Here is an 18,556-nt window from a genome sequence, read left to right as displayed (position 1 = left end):
TTCACAATGCTGCGCATCCAATTCGATGTGAGCATAATCACGGCCCGTCGTTTGCGCCGCGACCAACGTCGAGCCGACCCGCAGAACGGTTTGAACACCAGTCGGTTGGCAGGACAGAATGCTTCAATATGCGGCTGCAATACTTTGATTGGCTTCTGGGTTGGATGAAGGCGATTACCGGTGTAATGCCAAACGCGGACGTCATCGATTGGATGCAGAGGACGGGCGGGTTCGCCCTTGGCGAGCAGGCAGGCCTGCTCGTGCTTGCTCTCGACGAAGCGAGTGAATGAAGCCATCCCTTGGTGAAAACGATATGGCCCACCATGCGGAAATCCCGCAGCGCGCCACGCGCCGATGAACTTGTCGGCGGCATTCCAGCCGCAGAAGCTCTGACATAAGGAGCCGGGCTTCAGCACGCGATGCGTTTCGGCGAAGGCGGGCACGAGCCAGTCGTCGCGGTCGTTGGCGATGGTCTGCCCATCGTGGGATTGGCCGCGACAGAAGTAGGGCGGTCAGGGAGAATGAAATCCACCGAAGCGGACTGCATCCGGCGCATTACGTCGACATAGTCGGCATGGGCGACCGTGTTGAGGAGAGGATAGAGGCTGGTGCTGATGACCGCACCTCCCGTTCAAGGACCTGGACGTGCCAGGACTCTTTCGCCGCTGTCGTTGACCGAGAAGTCGGCCAGACCGTCGAGGTCGTAGAGGGCTTTGCCCTTGGTGTTGGCTTCGCGCTCGTTCTTCGAGAACGATGGTCTCGTACATCGTCCAGCCCTCAAAGCCGACGACGTAGCGCCGCGTAGGGGCTCATCGCCGCGACTGTGACGAACGGTGAGATCAAACCAGCTGCTGATGCAACAGGTCGAACAGTCGACCCGGGCTCGAGCTTTCTTTGCATCAGTGGCCCGCGGGGCCAGAACATGCGCCTGCATTGATCATCTCCCCATGGTTATTGAAGCGGGCTCCTGTGATGTTGTTTCTTGACTTACCCAATAGTACCCAACTTCGATCTGAATGGGCGCATATAGGCAGACAATCACGGCTAGCGTTCCCAACACTGCGCCCCTGGAAGACGAGAGGCTCGTGAATTTGAGGGCCAAAGAGCCCAGAGGAGGGACTGATGCCAAGGACGCTAACCGCATCGAGCGGCCATTCTTCTCACTTTGTCAAAGCCGCTCTGATTTGCTCAACTCTGTTTGCCGGTGCGGCCGGATCTTTCCAGGCCAAAGCGGATGATATCAACTGGCGACAGTTCGAGGGCGCGTCGATCGTGTGGGCTTACGACATCCATCCGTATGCTGACGCCGTTGCCGCACAGCTGCCTGAGTTCGAGAAGTTGACAGGTATTAAGGTGACGCCCGAGCTTTATCCGGACGACGCCTATTGGAATAAGCTGACCATCCAGCTGAGCACGAAATCCCCCTCGTGGGACGTCGTCGGCACTGGGATTCAGCCGGCTTGGGATCTCGCGCCCGGCCAACTGCTTGAGCCGCTCGACCGCTATCTGAACGACCCTGAGCTCACATCGGCAAGCTATGACTACAAAGACTTCTTCCCCGCATTGCGTGACGCGCTGACCTGGCAAGTCAATGGCGGGCAGATCGAAGCGGGCCGGGGTCAAGTGTGGGCCATCCCGCACGGGTTCGAAAACATCCAATTGTTCTACCGTAAGGACATTCTGGAGAAGCACGGTATCAAAGTTCCGACAACCCCGCCGGAAATGTCGGCGGCATGCGACAAGCTGAAATCTGTCGATCCAGCGATCACTCCCTTAGGTGTGCGGGGAGTGCGCTTTTGGAGCAGCATCCACACGGCCGCGATCTCGATCGCCAAGTCCTACGGAGTGCACGACTTCGTCGTGAAGAACGGCAAGTTGGAAACCGGTCTCGATTCGCCCGAGTCGATCGCCTTCCACAAGGACTACGTGGAGATGATCAAGAAGTGTGCTGCCCCATCCTTTGCCAATGACAATTGGTACCAGGTGGTCGATGGCATCAATTCCGGTCGGACAGCGATGGCGATCGATTCCAACATGTTCGGGTTCTGGAACGATGTTGCCGGCAAGCCCGCCTCGGGCAAGATCGCCTTCGCTCCCCCGCTGCGCGCTCCGAACGGAAAGACTTTCGAATCGAACATCTGGATCTGGTCGCTAGCCATCAATGCTGCTTCCCAGAAGAAGGGAGCGGCCTGGCTGTTCATTCAGTGGGCGACGTCAAAGCAGGTCGAGCTGAACGGTGCCATCGCCGGCAAGCTCGTGAACTCCCCGCGCGCTTCAACCTGGAGCGACAAGGTTTGGCTTGACTACGTCGCTAAGCCGGAATTCACAAATTTCGTCGACACCTTCAAGACCGTACAGGACAGGGCTGCGCTCGCCTTTACGCCGCGCGTAGGGTTTGCAGAGGCCATGAACGCCTGGGCAGTTGCCATGCAGAAGATGGTCAATGGCGCCGACGTGAAGGCGACATTGACCGACCTCGCCTCCGAGATCCGCTCTTCCATGTAAGGCGACCGGGGCGGCATCAGCGGATTGCCGCCCCCACAACGCCCGAGTATCTTTCGAGAAGTGAGCGATGAAGCTTCGAGGCATCGACGCAACCGTGACGCTACAATCATCGTTGGGCCAGCTGGCACCGCACAAAAACGAGCAGGTGCAAAACGCCAAGCGACATGCCATCGACTGGTGGAGCCTTGTTGCGATTGCTCCTGCGATCATCATCCTGCTTGGATTTCTTTTTCTGTTTTTCTATGGCGTCTTCCAATCGCTGACCGATCTCAAATTCGGTCGTCCCCTGGTCCGCTTCATCGGATTGACGAACTATGAAGCGGCAATCAAGACTCAGGATTTCTGGAACAGCGTGCGGGCAACTACGGCGTATGCCTGCTCCGCGGTGCTCGCCGAAGCGTTCTTTGGGCTTGCGCTCGCCAAATTGTTCGCAAGCGGTGTGTTCCTTGCCAGACTGATGCGGCCTGTCATTCTCCTTCCGTTGGTATTGCCGCCGATGAGCGTCGCCTTGATGTGGACCACTATGATGGATCCACAAAACGGGATCCTGAATTATTTGCTTTCGCTTGTCGGGATCGGCCGGTTCGCCTGGATTTCGGACGTCGGTACGGCGATGTTCTCGCTCGTTTTCATCGACATATGGACTTACACACCATTTTTTGCCCTCATCATCTTCGCCGGTTTGCAGGGCATCAACGAGGAGATCAGAGAAGCCGCGCGGGTCAATGGCGCCAAGGGTTGGGCGACTTTCCTCCACATCGAGCTTCCGCTTATCGCCCCGTACATCCTGATTGCCGCAGTCTTTCGGCTGATCGAGTCGCTCAATCAATTTGATATCATCTTCGGAACAACCCAGGGGGGGCCCGGTGACAGTACCTCCGTGCTCTCGGTCCGCGCCTACATCACTGCCTTTCAAAATCTCGCCTTCGGGCGTGGTGCTGCGCTCATGGTTGTCAATTGGTTGATCGCACTTCTTGGGACGGCGGCAATGGTGAAATTGTGGCGGCTGGTCCGGCAGCGCGTAAGCTAGGGAGGCAAAGATGCGTTTTAATCGCTCAACGCCTGCAAGCTTGTTCCTCAATGCGCTGGTTGTTGCCTGTACGCTGATCCTGACATTTCCGCTGGTCTGGATCGTCATGATGTCGCTGAAGCAGCAGGCTGAGGTCATGACCTGGCCGCCGCGCTTTGTCTTCACTCCAACATTCGAAAACTTCCGCGTCTTATTCGATGCCGCCCAAGCGGGGGCAACAAGCTACGGTACCATCAAGGTTGATTTCCTGACCCCGGTCACCAATAGCCTCGTGATCTCGCTGGGTGCGGTGCTCGTATCGCTGATCGCAGGGGTGCCCGCAGGCTACGTCTTGGCGCGGCGTGATCTCCCCATGAAGGAAGACATCGCATTTTTCATTCTGGGCTTCCGCTTCGCCCCGGTGCTCCTTGTCGTCATACCGCTGTTCAGCGTGTTCCAGACAGTTGGTCTTTATGACACTTATTTTGGCATGATCTGGGTTTATCAGGTCGTCACGCTGCCAATGATCGTTTGGCTGAGCCGTTCATATATCGAGGACATTCCCAAGGACATTGAGGAGGCGGCCGCGATGGATGGTGCAAAGCCATACCGTGTTGTCTGGCACATCGTTCTTCCGCTGCTAAAGCCCGGCCTGATCGGCGCTTCATTGCTTATTTTCTTGCTTGCCTGGCACAACTTCGCTCTCGGCCTGATCCTCAGTTCGACTAAAGCACCGGTAACCGTCGCCCTGCTCAAGCTGCTTAATCCGGGCGTTCAGTTCTATCCAGTCATGGCTGCGGGTCTGGTGGTGACCATGATCGTGCCGATCGTCCTGATCATCCTTGGCCAGCGTCATCTCGAACGTGGTCTTACCTTTGGGGCCGTGAAATGAGCCCCAGGCCATTGATGTTTTTCGGAACGACCAATCTCGACCTCTGCTTCAACGTCGAGCGGCTTCCAACGCCGGGTGAAAGCCTTATGGGAAGCTTAAAGCAGAATGCGGGAGGCAAGGGCGCCAATCAAGCGGTGGCCGCGGCTCGATTGGGACTTCGGCCGAGCTTCTACACCCGGCTTGGCGATGACGATGCTGGTCGATCGTTGCTGCAAGCCTTGCGTGAGGCCGGCGTCCGTCTCGATGCCATTGAGGTAAGCCCAAGCGAGATATCCGGTTCTGCTCTCGTCCTCGTCGGTGACGACGGCTCCAACATGATTGTCATAGACCCGGGAGCAAATGCAAACGTCACACCGAGCATGGTCGAGAAGGCGGCCGAGTTCATTGAGCGGGACGCAATCGTCGTTGCCGAGATGGGCATGCCGGTCCCCGCGCTCAATCACCTCTTTGCATTGAAGAGCGCAAAGGGATTCGATCTCATTTTCAATCCCGCCCCAGTGCGGACGGGCCTGTCGTCCGCGGCCTGGAGGAGTGTCGATTTCGTCACCCCAAACCAGACAGAAGCTTTCGAGCTCACCGGTGTCGAGGTGCATGACTTCGACAGCGCCGCCCATGCGGCGGGAAAGCTTCTCGATCTGGGGCCCAAAGCAGCGCTGATCACCTTGGGTGCGCAGGGAGCTTATTACGCCGACGCCAGTGCGACTTTTGCGCTGCGGGCATTTCCTGTGAAGGTCGTCGATACGACAGCGGCGGGCGATGCTTTCAATGGAGCTTTCGCAGCCTCGCTTGCCCACCGGTTGCCGATACGAGAAGCGATCAAAAAGGCGCTCGCGGTTGCCGCCCTATGTGTGACGCGACGCGGAGCCCAGAGCTCGATGCCCAGTAGTTGGGCCGTCGACGAATTTCTGAATTCTCAATCGATCTTGGAGTTGGAATGACCGAACAGTTCTCAGTTGAACACAGGACCGTGCTGGTGACCGGTGCAGGAGGAGGCATAGGCTCAGCCATTGCCAATGCTTTCCGCCAAGGCGGTGCGAACGTCCTGGCAACCGACGCAAATGTGGAAAACCTCCGGGACATTCTGACACGTTTACCGCACGGCAATGGCATCCTGCCGATGAGCATGGACGTGTCACGGGAAGATGATGTTGGCAGGGTGCTTGATGAGATCGCCAAGCGCTTCGGTAGGCTCGATGTCCTGGTCAACAACGCCGGAATAAAATCGGCTCAGCCCCTGCTCACGGGCGACGCCGAGAAGATCGAAAAAACCATACAGATAAACTCCGTCGCGGTGCTTCGCTGTGCCAAGCAAGCGATCGAGCGCTTCATGAAGAGCAAGGGCGGCCGCATCGTCAATGTCGGGTCCTCATTGTCATCTCAGGGGGCTGTTTTCAACTACCAGGCTGGCGGCGCCGACTATTGCTTGTCAAAAGCGATCGTGCACGACGTGACAAAGCTGCTTGCTTATGAATGTGCTCCGCTCAAGATCAACGTCAACGCTATTGCCCCCGGGATTATTGATACACCCATGCATGGTCGTCCGCGGGAGGAAACCGAAGCGCGCCATAGTGGCCGAATTCCGCTGGGTCGGGTCGGACAGCCGGAAGATATCGCAGGGCTTGCGGTGTTCCTGGCCAGCCCCGCAGCTTCCTATATGACCGGGCAAATTGTCCATGTGAATGGCGGGATGCTGATGAATGGTTAGCGTCGGCTCCAACATCAACTGGCCACCGATAGAAGGGATTATCTCCGATCTGGATGGCGTCATCTATCGTGGCAGCACCGCAATCGCGGATGCCATAGAAGCATTTACGGCGTGGCGGAAAGCCGACGTGCCATTCTGTTTTGCGACGAACAATTCCACGCATACTCCGGAGGACGTCGTCCGGAGGCTGCGAGGATGTGGTCTTTCGATCGAACCGTCACAAGTCGTTACAAGCGCTATCAGCGCCGCGGAGCTCGTTCGAAAGAGATATCCGCACCTAACGCGAATCTATGTCATCGGTGCTCCCTCGCTTGTCAGCGCCATGCGAGATGCCGGGCTTGAGGTCACCGAGCAACGGCCTGAAGCGGTTGTGATGGGGCTTGACCGGGATATCACGCACGAGAAGATGCGAATTGCCATTGAGGCGATCCTCAATGGAGCTGTGTTCATCGGAACCAATCCTGACCTTCTGCTGCCGACGGCCAGCGGGTTCGAACCTGGGGCCGGCGCGACGATTGCAGCTGTGACCGCGGCTACGCAAGTGCAGCCTTTGATCGTTGGAAAGCCGCAAGTGCCGATGATCGAGACCGCGCTCTCACGCCTGGGGACCAACCGCGAGTCAACCATTATGATCGGAGATCAAGTTCCGACGGATATTCAAGCCGGGAAGAGGGCGGGCCTTTCGACGGTGCTTGTCACAACGGGCGTGCCCACCCGTCAGGATCCGTCCCTTATGGCCCCTGACTTCATCGTATCGAGCTTGCGTGAAATTGAGGTCAATGCTGCTCGCGCGGCTCAACCGAGACAGAGGAGGGCATAATGGCAGAGGTTCGCCTGGAGGGCCTCAGGAAGTCCTTTGGCACCATCGAGATCCTGCGCAATATCGACCTGACCATCGATCACGGCGAATTTGTCGTCTTCGTTGGTCCGTCCGGGTCAGGCAAATCCACGCTGCTGCGTATGATCGGCGGGCTCGAGCCCATCAGCGGTGGGCGGCTCCTCATCGATAATGAGCTCGTCAATGACATCGATACGGCCGATCGCAACCTCGGCATGGTCTTTCAGAGTTACGCTCTCTATCCGCATATGACGGTGAAAGAGAACCTAGCCTTTCCCCTGCGCATGGCCAGAGCCCCGAAAGCCGAGATCGCCACGAAGATAGCCAAAACGGCGTCGCTATTGCAGATCGACCATCTATTGGATCGCAAGCCTCGACAACTTTCCGGCGGGCAACGCCAGCGCGTCGCAATCGGGCGCGCCATCATGCGAGAACCAAAAGTATTCCTGTTTGATGAGCCCCTGTCCAACCTGGACACCGAGCTGCGCGTACAAATGCGGGTTCAGATCGCCAAGCTCCACGAGCAGCTCGGAAATACCATGATCTATGTGACGCATGACCAGGTAGAAGCGATGACCATGGCCGACAAGATCGTCATCCTCAAGGACGGCAATATCGAACAGGTCGGCAGCCCCCACGATCTATATCACTATCCCGCCTCGCGCTTTGTGGCTGGCTTCATCGGCTCGCCAAAGATGAACTTCCTGGCCGGCAAGGTCGAGGCCGCTCACCAACATGGCCTGGACGTCCGACTGGAGGCCGGTTCTACGATATCCGTTCCGGTCCAGCCGGACCAAGGACTCATTGGTAAGCCGGTTACCGTTGGAATTCGCCCGGATGATTTTTCCTCGACGCCCGGGCTGCAGGGGATCTCCATTGCACTCGACGTGGATTTCGTTGAGCATTTCGGTAGCGTCACGTACATATACGGTTTGGCTGGGGACGAAACGGTCGTCGCCAGGGCGCCAAAATCCGGCTCGCGCAAGGACGCGGGAAAGCTTACTCTCACAGCCGCTCCTGCCGATTGCCATGTGTTCATGAGCAATGGAAAATCGGTGCTGCGGTTGCAAGCGCCTGCAACTTGGAGCTAGTCTTGACGCCAGCCGTGCGATGATGCCGGCTCAGGATCGACACGCGGACAGCTGAAGGTGAAGGGAGCCGGCATCAGGCAGTTCTTCCGCAATTCCCGTTCGTTTGTCCTTGGTGCGGGGATCGGATCGGGCATGACGGCCAGGGCCGCGGAGCGGGCGGGCGCCGATTTCGTGCTCGCACTCAATGCTGGCCGTTTTCGTGCCATGGGCGGGGCCTCGCCCGCCTCCATTCTTCCAATCCGCAATAGCAACGAGCTCGTAGCGGGGTTCGGGCGGACCGAGATCCTGCCGAACACAAAACTGCCGGTTTTCTTCGGCGCCTGTACATTCGACCCCGAGCTCGATCTGGATCGATGGCTCGACCGGATCATCAAATGGGGATTTGCAGGTGTAACCAACTTCCCTTCGGTCATACACATCGACGATTACCGCAGGTCATTGCTCGAGAAGTCCGGCCTTGGATATTCCCGGGAGATCGAGCTCCTTGTGAAGGCTGCAAAACGCGGCCTGATGACGATCGGCTATACCCGTAGTCAATCCGAAGCGCGCCGAATGGTCGAAGCAGGCGCCGAGGCCATTTGCATCAACTTCAATCTCAACCGTGGGGTTGAAAGCGAATCCGATCCGTCGATCAGCCTGTCTGAACTTGCAGCGCGTACCAATGCCGTTGCGCGTGTTGCTCAATCGGTCAACAAGAGCACCATCTGCCTACTGGGCGGCGGCCCGATCACAAAGCCGGACGAGCTCCTGGACATCTGCCGTGAGACCGGAATCCAGGGGTTTATCGGAGGCTCTTCGCTGGATCGCGTGCCTCTGGAGATGTCGGTCCTCGAGGTGACGTCCGGTTTCAAAACTATCCACGTGTTGCGCGAGAAGGTGGATCTCCTCGAACGGCAGCTACAGTTGAGCGGCTTCAGGCACGGCGTCATTGCGCAGTCCTCGGCAATGAAGCGCATCCTGGAAACGACCAAACGCGTTGCGGTCACCCCCCGTCCAGTTCTCATCTGGGGAGAGGCCGGCTCCGGGAAGCGCCGAATAGCAAGCCTGGTTCACGCGTTTAGCGACCGCAGGCACGCCAAGGCGGCGCTATTTCATTGCCGACCCGGTCCGGCGATGGATACACTCGGCCCGTTGTTCGGCGCCGAGCGCCTTGAGAGCGGCAGACGCCAATTGTCGCTGCTGGAGGCGTCGAGCGACGGCGCTGTCTTGCTGCTGCATGTTGACCAGCTTTCGCGCGAAGGTCAGGAACGTCTCGCGGATTATATAGAGACAGGTGGGTTTACCCCTCTGAACGGGCTAACTGTCATGCGTTCCCGTGCGCGGATCATTGCGACCGCGACGGTGGCGCGAGGCGCTGGTCTTGAAAGCGTTTTGTCCCCGCGGCTTCTCGCGCTCTTTGTCGGGCTGGATGTCCAGCTACCTTCGCTTCCCGATAGGCTTGAAGATCTGCCGCAACTCGTTCAACATTTTACGGTCGAAGCCAAGGGAGATTCCAGCGCCCAGACGCTCACGATAGAAAACTCTGCATTCCTTGCGCTCGCCGGTCACGATTGGCCAGGCAATCTGCGCGAGTTGCGGCAGATCGTGAATCAGCTTGTGACCCTGCCATCAAGTCACATTACCGGTGAGGTGGTAAAGCCCCTTTTGCAGGGACCATCAGGGCCACGGCCGGCGGCCTCGCTGTCCGAGCGGGACTGGATTATCGAGGGCCTGAAGAGAAACCGGCTTCACCGCGGCAGAACTGCTCGCTCTCTCGGGCTTTCACGCAAAACCCTCTACAACAAAATTAAGAAGCTGCGGATCCTCGAATAAGCCTCATGCCGTTCGGAGCGGCTGCTTGGCCAGGGAGAACTTCGGTATCGACGACGATCCATGAAAGCCGAGGCTTACGAGCGCAATGTCCGATTCAATCGAGAGCGCAAGAGCGTCGGGGCTCAAATAGACGAACGCATCGAGCTGCGAACCTAGCCGTTGCGCTGCTGCTTTCATCTTTGCCTCGTCCGACGCAACAAATAGGACTTTGAGCCCGCGGCTTGCAAACCACTCCATGCGCCGAAGCTCGAGTTCCTGACCGCTATCGAGCGGCACTCCAGCCGGTGTCCGTTCAATCATGGCGGCCGGCGGAAAATTCGTTACTCCGGTCACCTTTGCATCTTCCAATAAATCCCCAAGATCTTCCCAGCACGCAAACGGATCGATCATGACCATCGCCGTGTAGCAGAAAGCGGGGAGTATGGGGCTCGCTTGCAGGTCTCGCAGGAGACAGTCGTTCCAATCGATAACGGGAAGCGTCGCCATGACGAGCATGGCGTTCTGTGGAAGGGCTCGCAGCGACGGCGCATAGATCGTCATCTGATCATCGCGAGATGAGGTAAGCCTTGCGGCAAGGCGGCCTACGACCTTGGCTCTCACGGTTTCTACCCAATCCTACCCAGTTCAACCTTCGGGCGATCTTACACGCCGCTCCCTCCAGGTCTACACCATCACTGTTGATCATGGGGACAAGGCGATATCTATCTTCGACGCCGGAGCCGGGCCGGCTGGAAGCGAGAAAGGCGAAGGCCGTCATCATCAGTCTTACCTGAGGTTTGCTTTGAGTGACCTCTTCGCGTCCATCGCGTCTACTTGCCGATGCTGCTCGAGCTCCGAGCGTCATGAAAGGGCTCGTGAAACGTATTGGGTCAGAAATGCTGGCGAGCCATCAGCGCCATACGAATCCGCTAGCAGACCGGCTCGTCTGCTCCTCCCTGACTAGAGCCGCTGCTGGAAAACGCCGGCAGCGGCATCTTTTTGTCTCGGAGCGCGCCTCGGCTGAGATGAAGAAGGCGAGGACGTGACGAGCTGCATTGTCCGGTCGATTACAATATGGGACGGCAACGACATGGCTGCTTCGGGGGCGGACCGGTGTGGCGTGATCACCTGGACGCCGAGGGCCGTATCCCGAGCGTGGGCGCTACGCGGTCTCGCTTCTGGCGATTGGTTTGGCTCTCGCGCGCATCGTCGAGCTGGGTGAACAGTTCGCGAAGATCACTCCCGACGGCTGCTCCGACTTCGGCGGGTGCATTCAGCTCGGCACAATTACGAAGTCCAGCTCTAGGCCTTCGGACGTTTGGGCCGATGACGGCGAAAAACATACGCAAGCTGCCGCTGGAGATGCGCAAGGTGACCCCGACCGGCGCTGGGCCGCTACCCGAGAGGATCTTCCTGGCCCGTTCGAGATCGCGAGATCGGGCCCCACCTGTTCCGCAAGGGGCCTGCAAATTCGGGCTGGAGAGCATCGTGTCCACGGCGAGCGGCCCGATCGGGCCGGACGGTGCGGCACTGGCGCAAGGTGGAGAACCGCGACACGCGCCCTACGCCGGTACTGGATTAAGTCCCCTTCACGTCGCCGCTACCACAATCTAGGCGTTGACGTCTCGTTCTTATTTTGTTCTTATCCGGGGTACGACGCTGCTTTTACGACCTGCGCATCACTTGGCATCCTCGCGGTTCCCGGTCTGCAAACATTGGAAGTTGCCTCAAAGCCGCGGCTATGGCTCTGCTTTAATCGGCCGCAGAGCGAAAACAATGCTTTACGCATCTTTGCGCCCGGAAGCGAACGGCCCGATTGAAAGTAGTCCACACCGTGCCTTTGCTATTCCAGAATCGAAGGGCAAAGATGATCATGGAAGCCCAATGAACGCCGCTCTTCTCGCCAGAAACGATGATGGTCCAGCCATCGCACCCATTTCACCGTCGCGGGAGATGGGCGCGTACGAGGAGCTGTGGCTTCAGCAAGGAGCGACTTTCAAGACCATAGCTGATCGTTTTGCTGCCGATCCGACAGCGATGCCATCCGACTTTGTGCCTCCTAGCATCGCCGAAACCCGCGCTAGAGAAGTAATGACAAAACTGTCGAAGGCAGGAGTTACGCGGTTCGGCGTCCGAATTCATCACGCTGGCAATTACCCCACTCGACTGCGCGATGCGAAGCATCCGGTCGAGCTCTTATACTTTCAGGGAACTTGGGAGCTGTCGGAGACACGGTCCGTAGCCGTGGTTGGTAGCCGAAAGCCAAGCGATGATGGTATCGCGCGCGCAAAGAAAATCGCGCGGGAGCTAGTTGCTCAGGACTTTACGGTCGTCTCTGGATTGGCCTACGGCATCGATACGGCAGCCCACACCGCGGCTTTGGATGCCAAAGGAAGAACGATTGCGGTGATAGGGACGCCACTTGGTGTTTATTACCCCAAGGAGAACACAGACCTTCAGAAGCGAATAGCAACGGATTTCCTTTTGATATCGCAAGTGCCGGTGCTTCGGTATGCGAGCCAGGCGGTCCCCCACAACCGGCTATTCTTTCCTGAGCGCAACATCACAATGAGCGCGATGACAGAGGCGACTATCATTGTCGAGGCGGGTGAGACGAGTGGCACCCTTACCCAAGCCAGGGCTGCGCTTCATCAGAGGCGCAAGTTGTTCATCCTCGACTCATGCTTCCAGCGGAAGGACATTACGTGGCCCGCGGCTTTTGAGGCCCGCGGCGCCATTCGCATCAAGAGCATGGAAGACGTTTGGGACGCCCTAAGTGTCAGCAGTCCGCTTCCAAAAAATTGAAGACAAGAACAGGGCTGATCACTACTACATCACCGAAGGTGATGAGTGCCTTTTCCTCTACGAGTATACGGCTGGAATGGGCTACGCCCATAGCGAGACCAATTCGCTCATTCTGAATCTGAAAAAGAAGAAAGGTGCAGGGGGATACACCTGGAAAGCAAGAGGCATCGCGAGCTGCGCGGCCGCTCTCGGCCCGGCCATTAACCCCAAATGGCTGGCAGAAGCTGTTCTGGTACCTATCCCACCCTCGAAGATCAAGTCCGATCCAATGCACGATGACCGCATGACGCAGGTTTGCAAAGCAATTAGATCTGAGGCGACCGTCGATGTTCGAGAGTTGATCGTTCAAATCCGATCAACGGAGGCCGTTCACGATGGTAACAGACTCAAGCCGGAAGAGATCGAGGCGAACTATCGGATCGACGAAGCGCTCTGCGGCGCGGCAGATCCCAAATACATAGGCGTCGTGGACGACATTCTCACCGCAGGCGCGCACTTCCGCGCCGCCAAGAATGTACTTTCGAAGCGGTTTCCGAGCAGCAGGATCACGGGCTTTTTTATCGCCCGCAGGATATTCTCGAACCCGTTTGGCGAAGTGTCGCTGGACGATTTGCTGGCTTAACTTCCCTCCACCCTCGCACAAACGCGGCCTGTTCGGGACGTGCGGCCCATTCGTCGTTCTCCTCGGCGGTCGCATCGAAGTCGCCGTTTATCGCGCGCTTGCGCAGCACCTGTGATGGCGGGATGGCAAGTGGCGGCGGCTTTCGGCAAGATCGTTCATGAACTGCACCTGAGGCATCGCCAGCGGCGACAGGTCGTTTGGTAGTAGCCGCTCGCAGAGCGCTCGGCCAAGCCTTCGAGGCCAGCTTCCGCAACGCTTCGGCCAGCATCTCATCTCCGGCTCCCGCGCCCATGCCGGCGCTCGGTGCGAACGGTGTTAGGCCGCGCCGTTCATCGCGATGAAAGACAGCATCGACGTATTGAAGTATTGAAGCCCTCGGTCAGATCGAGCGGATCGAGGCGGCGCAGCAGATCCTTGGCGTTTTGATGACCCATCGAGCCGGCCCCAATCTCCAGCAGCACCTGATTGAGGAACTCCGGGTCGATGTGGAGGGCGTCCTGCGCGGCTGGCGATGTTGTGCGCGGGACACGCGACGGCCAAACTGCGCCCTGACCGAGGACCGCCTTGAGGCGGTACTGGCTCATCTCGCGGAGCAGGATCTGCCCGTTGTTCCGCGCCAGTGGTCGGTGAGATCGTTGATGTTCGACCCCGTCGCTTGGAGGTGCCGACCAGATTGGCTTTCTGAATGCCGGTGGTGCGCAGGAGGTCTGCGCAGACTGAATTGCCCCTATTGGTTCGGATCAAGCCAGGCCCCGCGTAGGGCTCTTAACGTTCTGATGGGGCTGCCGCATTGCGCACCTACCCAACTTTACCCACTCGCGCTCGGATCCGGGCTTATGAGCCATTTCACTTCCATCTAGACCTCCGAATGTCCTGAAAGGTCTAGGAGGAAGATCGTGTCTAACCATTGCGCGGACGACCAGACGTCGATACGGGATGGTCATCCGTCCGATCGTGCCGGCAAGGTCGCGATCGTCGCAACCCTGGACACAAAGGGCCGCGAAGCCGCTTATCTCGCGCGCGTCATCGAACAGTGCGACCGCAAGACTCTTACGATCGATGTAGGCACATCAAACCGAAGGGCCAGAAGCAAGCCCGGAAGTAGCGATGCGCGAGTCGCTGCACCCGCCGAGCTCTTGCGGGAGATAGCTCAAAGCGCGCGTGAGGAGGTCAATGAGCTGCTGCGATCAAGTGCGATTGACGCGATCGTTGGAGTGGCAGGCGGCAAAGGCAGCGCGGTCTTTGGTGAACTTGTATCGGATCTACCATATGGATTTCCGAAACTGCTGGTGAGTAGCGCCAGGCCGGCCCTCCTGGCTGAATTAGCCCTCCACAATGACATTATCCTCTATCCGACCTTGGTCGACCTTTTCGGAATTAACGCGTTCACCGAACGTGTTCTCGACAATGCAGGGCGGGCAGTGGCAGCGATGCATTATGTGCCCGCTCAAGATCGGCGGGAGAAAAAGACTGTTGCAATCACGGCTTTTGGGGTCACGACGCCGGCGGCAAATCGCTGCGTAGCGCGGCTCGGAGAGGCAGGGGTCGACGCGATCGTCTTTCCGGCCAACGGCGCCGGGGGACGTAAGATGGAGCAGCTCGTATCCGCCGGTGAGTTCGATGCGGTGCTCGATCTGACCACGACCGAGCTTGCTGACGAGCTGGTCGGCGGCACTGCCGGTGCAGGTCCAGACCGGCTCAAGGCTGCTTCTCTCCGGATGATTCCGCAACTCGTCGCCCCGGGGGCCGTCGACATGGTGAATTTCGGCCCTCCCTCGAGCGTGCCTGCCGAGTTCAAGGGCCGCCAATTCTATTCCCATACGCCCTTTACGACGCTCATGCGCACGAACGCTGAGGAGAACGAGCGCATAGGCAGGCTTACAGCAGAGCGCCTCGCGCAAGCGAAAGCGCCCGCCGTCGTGCTGTGGCCGGCCAAGGGGGTGTCTGACTATGACCGGGACGGTGGCATCTTTCGAAATCCGGAAGCCGATAGAGCCTGGTTCGACGCAGTCAGGCAAAACCTACCGCCCTCGATCAGCGCCCGCGAGTTGGATTGTCACATTAACGATCCGGAATTTGCGGAAGCGGCGTCGTCGTGGATCGTCGAACGATTGACGGCAGGAGGGTCGTTCCGTGCGGATGTTTGATCGAACCGAAATACTCGCAAAGATCACAGCTCAAGTTGCTGCCGGAAAGGCAGTTCTTGCCGCGGCAAGCAGTTGCGGGCTCGTCGCAAAATGCGCATCTCTCGGTGGGGCCGACATGCTTGTGGTCTACAGCACCGGGCTGTCGAGGTTGATGGGATTGCCGACGAGCCGGATCGGCGATTCCAATGCGCGCACCCTCGAGCTCGCCGCGGAGATACGCAACGTTGTCTCCTCTGTTCCTGTCATCGGCGGGATTGAGGCTTGGGACCCTCTCCGGCTCGACCTCGATGATCTACTGGATAAGTTCTGGGCTGCCGGCTTCTCGGGCGTGATCAACTACCCAACCATTTCAACGATGGGCGAGAAGTGGCGCGAGCGGCGAGGCCGCGTCGGGCTCGGCTTTGAGCGCGAGGTTGAGATGATCGCGGCGGCCCGTAAGAAGAACATCTTCTCGCTCGCCTATGTCGCGAGTCCGCACGACGCCAAAGCGATGGCAACCGCGGGAGCCGACTGCATCGTCCCACATGTCGGCGCAACGCGCGGCGGGCTTGTGGGGCATGAGGAGGGACAATCGATCGAAGAGGCCATCAGGCGCATCAATGAGATCAATGCTGCGGCTCAAGCGGTCCGCCCGGACGTGATCCTTCTTTGCCACGGCGGGGCAATCGCTGAGCCCCAGGATACCTCGAAAGCCTACCGATCGACCGGATGTGTCGGCTTTGTTGGCGCCTCCTCCATCGAACGCATCCCGATCGAGCGGGCAGTGAGGGCTGCGGCCGAAGAATTCAAAGCCGTTCCGCTCCCGCGAAAGCATCAGCATCCTCACCAGAATCCGCACCGAGACACGAATGAATAGCCCGATCACCAAATTCAAACCCAATACAGCTCCGTCCTCTAAAGCGAGCAAACCATCTCAGGATTGGGAGACGGACGTGCTCGTGATCGGCAGCGGCGCGGCCGGACTGTCCGCAGCGCTCTATGCAGCAAAGGCTGGACTTCGCGTCACGGTCTGCGAAAAGTCTGCCAAGCTCGGTGGGACGACCGCCCTCTCGAACGGCATGATCTGGGTTCCATGCTCAATGCAGGCCCGGGCGGCGAATGTTGATGATTCGATCGCGAAGGCGAAGAGCTATCTGCAACACGAACTTGGCAGCTATTATCGCCCCGAGTACGTCGACGCCTATCTTGAAGACGGTCCAACAGCGCTCGCCAGCCTGGAGAATGGAAGTGAAGTCAAGTTCACCCTGGCCTCCGCTCCCGATTATCATTCAAACCAGATCGGCGGGGTCGACAAGGGCCGGGCGCTGAGTCCTGCGCCTTACGATGGACGGCTTCTCGGCAAGGATTTCGATTTGATCGGTGATCCGATCCGCGTGGTGCTCGGCGGCATGATGATTTCATCCGGCGAGGTCAGAAACTTCCTCAATCCCTTACAGTCGGCTGCCTCGCTCAAGCACGTGCTGCGCCGGGTCAGTCGCTACGCAGGCGATCGGCTGCGGTACAGGAGGGGCACTGAACTCAGTGGCGGGAATGCGCTGATCGCGCGGCTATTGGTCAGCCTGCGCAGATATGGCGTTGAAATCTGGCTGCGCTGTCCGGCGATAGAACTGTCGAGAGAGGGAGGGAGAGTTACTGGCGCAATCGTCAAGCGGGATGGCGCAGATCTTCGCGTCCGCGCCTCGCACGGAGTGGTCTTGGCAACGGGTGGCTTTGCGCGGAACGGTCAACTGCGCGCTCGGCTCAGTGGAGCTCACCAGCACAATGATACGCTGGCGCACCGCGATGTCACGGGTGATGGTCTTGCGCTCGCAGGCAAGCTCGGGGCTGCAATCGATAACGACGTTGCTTCGAGCGGCTTCTGGACGCCGGTGTCAATACTCAGGAACGGTCGCTCCTCGCAAGTTGTCCCGTACGGCTGGCTCGATCGTGGCCGTCCAGGTGTCATCGCCGTCGGACCAGATGCCAAGCGCTTCGTCAATGAATCCAATTCGTACCATGATATCTGCCTTGCCATGTTCAACAACGGTTATCCGGCGGACAAGCGGTTCTACTTCATCTGCGACAAGGATTTCGTCCGCCTCAGGGGCATGGGACACCTGCTGCCCTGGCCATGGACATTGAGCATCAAGAAGTATGCCCGTTTGGGCTACATCGAGATCGGCCGGACCATTGCGGAGCTTGCGGGCGAATTGGGGCTCGATCCTAATCAGCTCCAAAAGACTGTTGAAGAACACAATGCCCACGCGGCTGAAGGACGCGATCCGCTCTTCAACCGCGGTGAATCAACTTTCAACCGTACCCTAGGAGATCCGGCGGTTGGAAGGAAAAACCCGAACCTTGGGCCTATCAAAAACGGCCCATTCATCGCGCTCCCAATTGTCCCGGCAACGCTTGGAACAGCCACCGGCCTTTCGACCGATGCAGAGGGCCAGGTCCTGAATGGAAATGGGGCGCCGATCGCAGGTCTCTACGCCTGCGGCAACGACATGACCTCGCCGATGCGCGGAATTTATCCTGGGGCGGGCATTACGATCGGCCCGGCCATTGTGTTTGCCTACCGCGCGGTCGACAGCATCGTACGGTCGGCGCGACAGGGACAGCCCGCGGCGGCAGCGCAAGCGTAAGCCGAATGTTCTCTCCTGTTCGCCCTGCGACGACTGACTTCCGGCAAAGCAAAGGCGTGCGACGCGGATTAATGCAAAGACACATTCGGACTATAGGAAGGTTGAGATAATCGCTTTCAGGCACATCGTGCTCTAAAATCATAAGAACACGATATGGACATTTTCGCCTGGCCGGCACTACGTTGAACGTATTTCCAGGCGCGCTTGGCGTGTAAAGCTGCGCTGCATCCTGCTGGCAAATCAGCAAGGACATGGTGCGCGGTAACAAGGCCGATGCCTTCAAAAAGGCGGTGCCCTGAGCGCAAGCCACCTTCGGTTTTCGCCTGGTCGGCGTGATATTTCCTACGGTGATGCTGATCCAGCTAGGTCTCCTCGCCTTCATCAAGTCGCGGTGTTACGGTCACAGCCTCTATTCAAGGCTCACTTGACACGCGATCCGAGTAACTTTTCCAAGTCTTTCAATCGAGAAGTCAGCCTTTTAGGCTCGGGAAAATAATTTTGGGCGCAAGTGAGCGTCGACGTACTGT

General features: G+C 58.5%; 15 protein-coding genes and 1 pseudogene. 13 read left to right on the top strand and 3 right to left on the bottom strand.

What is annotated here, in order from left to right; translation table 11 throughout:
* Positions 1 to 134: 134 nt before the first annotated feature.
* A pseudogene (locus BM222_RS43050) lies at positions 135 to 470 on the bottom strand (class I SAM-dependent methyltransferase); the annotation flags it as partial.
* Positions 471 to 1,122: 652 nt separating this feature from the next.
* On the opposite strand from BM222_RS43050, the gene BM222_RS16425 reads away from it, so the two are divergent.
* From BM222_RS16425 to BM222_RS16390, 8 genes are all read left to right on the top strand, one after another.
* Positions 1,123 to 2,505, top strand: a complete 1,383-nt coding sequence (locus tag BM222_RS16425) for an ABC transporter substrate-binding protein (RefSeq protein WP_092229262.1) — start codon at positions 1,123 to 1,125, stop codon at positions 2,503 to 2,505.
* Between the two features lie 67 nt (positions 2,506 to 2,572).
* Positions 2,573 to 3,535, top strand: a complete 963-nt coding sequence (locus BM222_RS16420; RefSeq protein ID WP_092229261.1) for a carbohydrate ABC transporter permease — start codon at positions 2,573 to 2,575, stop codon at positions 3,533 to 3,535.
* Between the two features lie 10 nt (positions 3,536 to 3,545).
* A complete protein-coding gene (locus BM222_RS16415) occupies positions 3,546 to 4,406 on the top strand; it encodes a carbohydrate ABC transporter permease (protein ID WP_092229260.1) in 861 nt (286 codons plus the stop codon).
* Entirely contained in the window at positions 4,403 to 5,344 is a 942-nt protein-coding gene (locus tag BM222_RS16410) for a ribokinase (protein ID WP_092229259.1), read from the top strand. Before BM222_RS16415 ends, BM222_RS16410 begins: the two co-directional genes overlap by 4 nt.
* Positions 5,341 to 6,111: an SDR family NAD(P)-dependent oxidoreductase gene (locus BM222_RS16405; RefSeq protein ID WP_092229258.1), complete on the top strand. Its 771-nt coding sequence runs from the start codon at positions 5,341 to 5,343 to the stop codon at positions 6,109 to 6,111. Before BM222_RS16410 ends, BM222_RS16405 begins: the two co-directional genes overlap by 4 nt.
* Positions 6,104 to 6,931, top strand: a complete 828-nt coding sequence (locus BM222_RS16400) for an HAD-IIA family hydrolase (RefSeq protein WP_092229257.1) — start codon at positions 6,104 to 6,106, stop codon at positions 6,929 to 6,931. The genes BM222_RS16405 and BM222_RS16400 overlap by 8 nt, the downstream gene beginning before the upstream one ends.
* The gene (locus BM222_RS16395) at positions 6,928 to 8,040 is read left to right on the top strand and encodes an ABC transporter ATP-binding protein (RefSeq protein ID WP_210188508.1); all 1,113 of its coding nucleotides are present in this window, start codon (positions 6,928 to 6,930) and stop codon (positions 8,038 to 8,040) included. Before BM222_RS16400 ends, BM222_RS16395 begins: the two co-directional genes overlap by 4 nt.
* 57 nt (positions 8,041 to 8,097) lie before the next feature.
* A complete protein-coding gene (locus BM222_RS16390) occupies positions 8,098 to 9,852 on the top strand; it encodes a phosphoenolpyruvate hydrolase family protein (RefSeq protein ID WP_244547164.1) in 1,755 nt (584 codons plus the stop codon).
* A 3-nt stretch (positions 9,853 to 9,855) separates the two neighbouring features.
* Here the strand turns inward: BM222_RS16390 and BM222_RS16385 are convergent, their stop codons facing one another.
* Positions 9,856 to 10,392, bottom strand: coding sequence for a hypothetical protein (locus tag BM222_RS16385; protein WP_177243260.1), 537 nt, complete (start codon positions 10,390 to 10,392; stop codon positions 9,856 to 9,858).
* Positions 10,393 to 11,784: 1,392 nt separating this feature from the next.
* Here BM222_RS16385 and BM222_RS16380 point away from each other — a divergent pair.
* Both BM222_RS16380 and BM222_RS16375 read left to right on the top strand, forming a co-directional pair.
* Entirely contained in the window at positions 11,785 to 12,636 is an 852-nt protein-coding gene (locus BM222_RS16380) for a DNA-processing protein DprA (protein WP_502690897.1), read from the top strand.
* Positions 12,608 to 13,258: a hypothetical protein gene (locus tag BM222_RS16375; RefSeq protein WP_092229254.1), complete on the top strand. Its 651-nt coding sequence runs from the start codon at positions 12,608 to 12,610 to the stop codon at positions 13,256 to 13,258. The genes BM222_RS16380 and BM222_RS16375 overlap by 29 nt, the downstream gene beginning before the upstream one ends.
* Before the next feature lie 329 nt (positions 13,259 to 13,587).
* Here BM222_RS16375 and BM222_RS16370 read toward each other — a convergent pair whose 3' ends face one another.
* Positions 13,588 to 13,842: a hypothetical protein gene (locus BM222_RS16370; protein WP_092229253.1), complete on the bottom strand. Its 255-nt coding sequence runs from the start codon at positions 13,840 to 13,842 to the stop codon at positions 13,588 to 13,590.
* 312 nt (positions 13,843 to 14,154) lie between these two features.
* On the opposite strand from BM222_RS16370, the gene BM222_RS16365 reads away from it, so the two are divergent.
* From BM222_RS16365 to BM222_RS16355, 3 genes are read left to right on the top strand one after another with little or no spacing between them, the layout of a single operon-like run.
* Positions 14,155 to 15,405, top strand: a complete 1,251-nt coding sequence (locus BM222_RS16365; protein WP_244547163.1) for a Tm-1-like ATP-binding domain-containing protein — start codon at positions 14,155 to 14,157, stop codon at positions 15,403 to 15,405.
* Positions 15,398 to 16,261 carry a phosphoenolpyruvate hydrolase family protein gene (locus BM222_RS16360; RefSeq protein ID WP_092229252.1) on the top strand — a complete coding sequence of 288 codons (864 nt, stop codon included), beginning with the start codon at positions 15,398 to 15,400 and terminating at the stop codon, positions 16,259 to 16,261. Before BM222_RS16365 ends, BM222_RS16360 begins: the two co-directional genes overlap by 8 nt.
* Entirely contained in the window at positions 16,254 to 18,029 is a 1,776-nt protein-coding gene (locus BM222_RS16355; protein WP_092229251.1) for an FAD-dependent oxidoreductase, read from the top strand. The genes BM222_RS16360 and BM222_RS16355 overlap by 8 nt, the downstream gene beginning before the upstream one ends.
* Positions 18,030 to 18,556 lie beyond the last annotated feature (527 nt).

The sequence above is a fragment of the Bradyrhizobium sp. Gha genome (assembly GCF_900113735.1).
Lineage (GTDB): Bacteria > Pseudomonadota > Alphaproteobacteria > Rhizobiales > Xanthobacteraceae > Bradyrhizobium.
The sequence above is the reverse complement of the archived record's forward strand: the minus strand, read 5'-3'. Positions and strand labels throughout refer to the sequence as shown.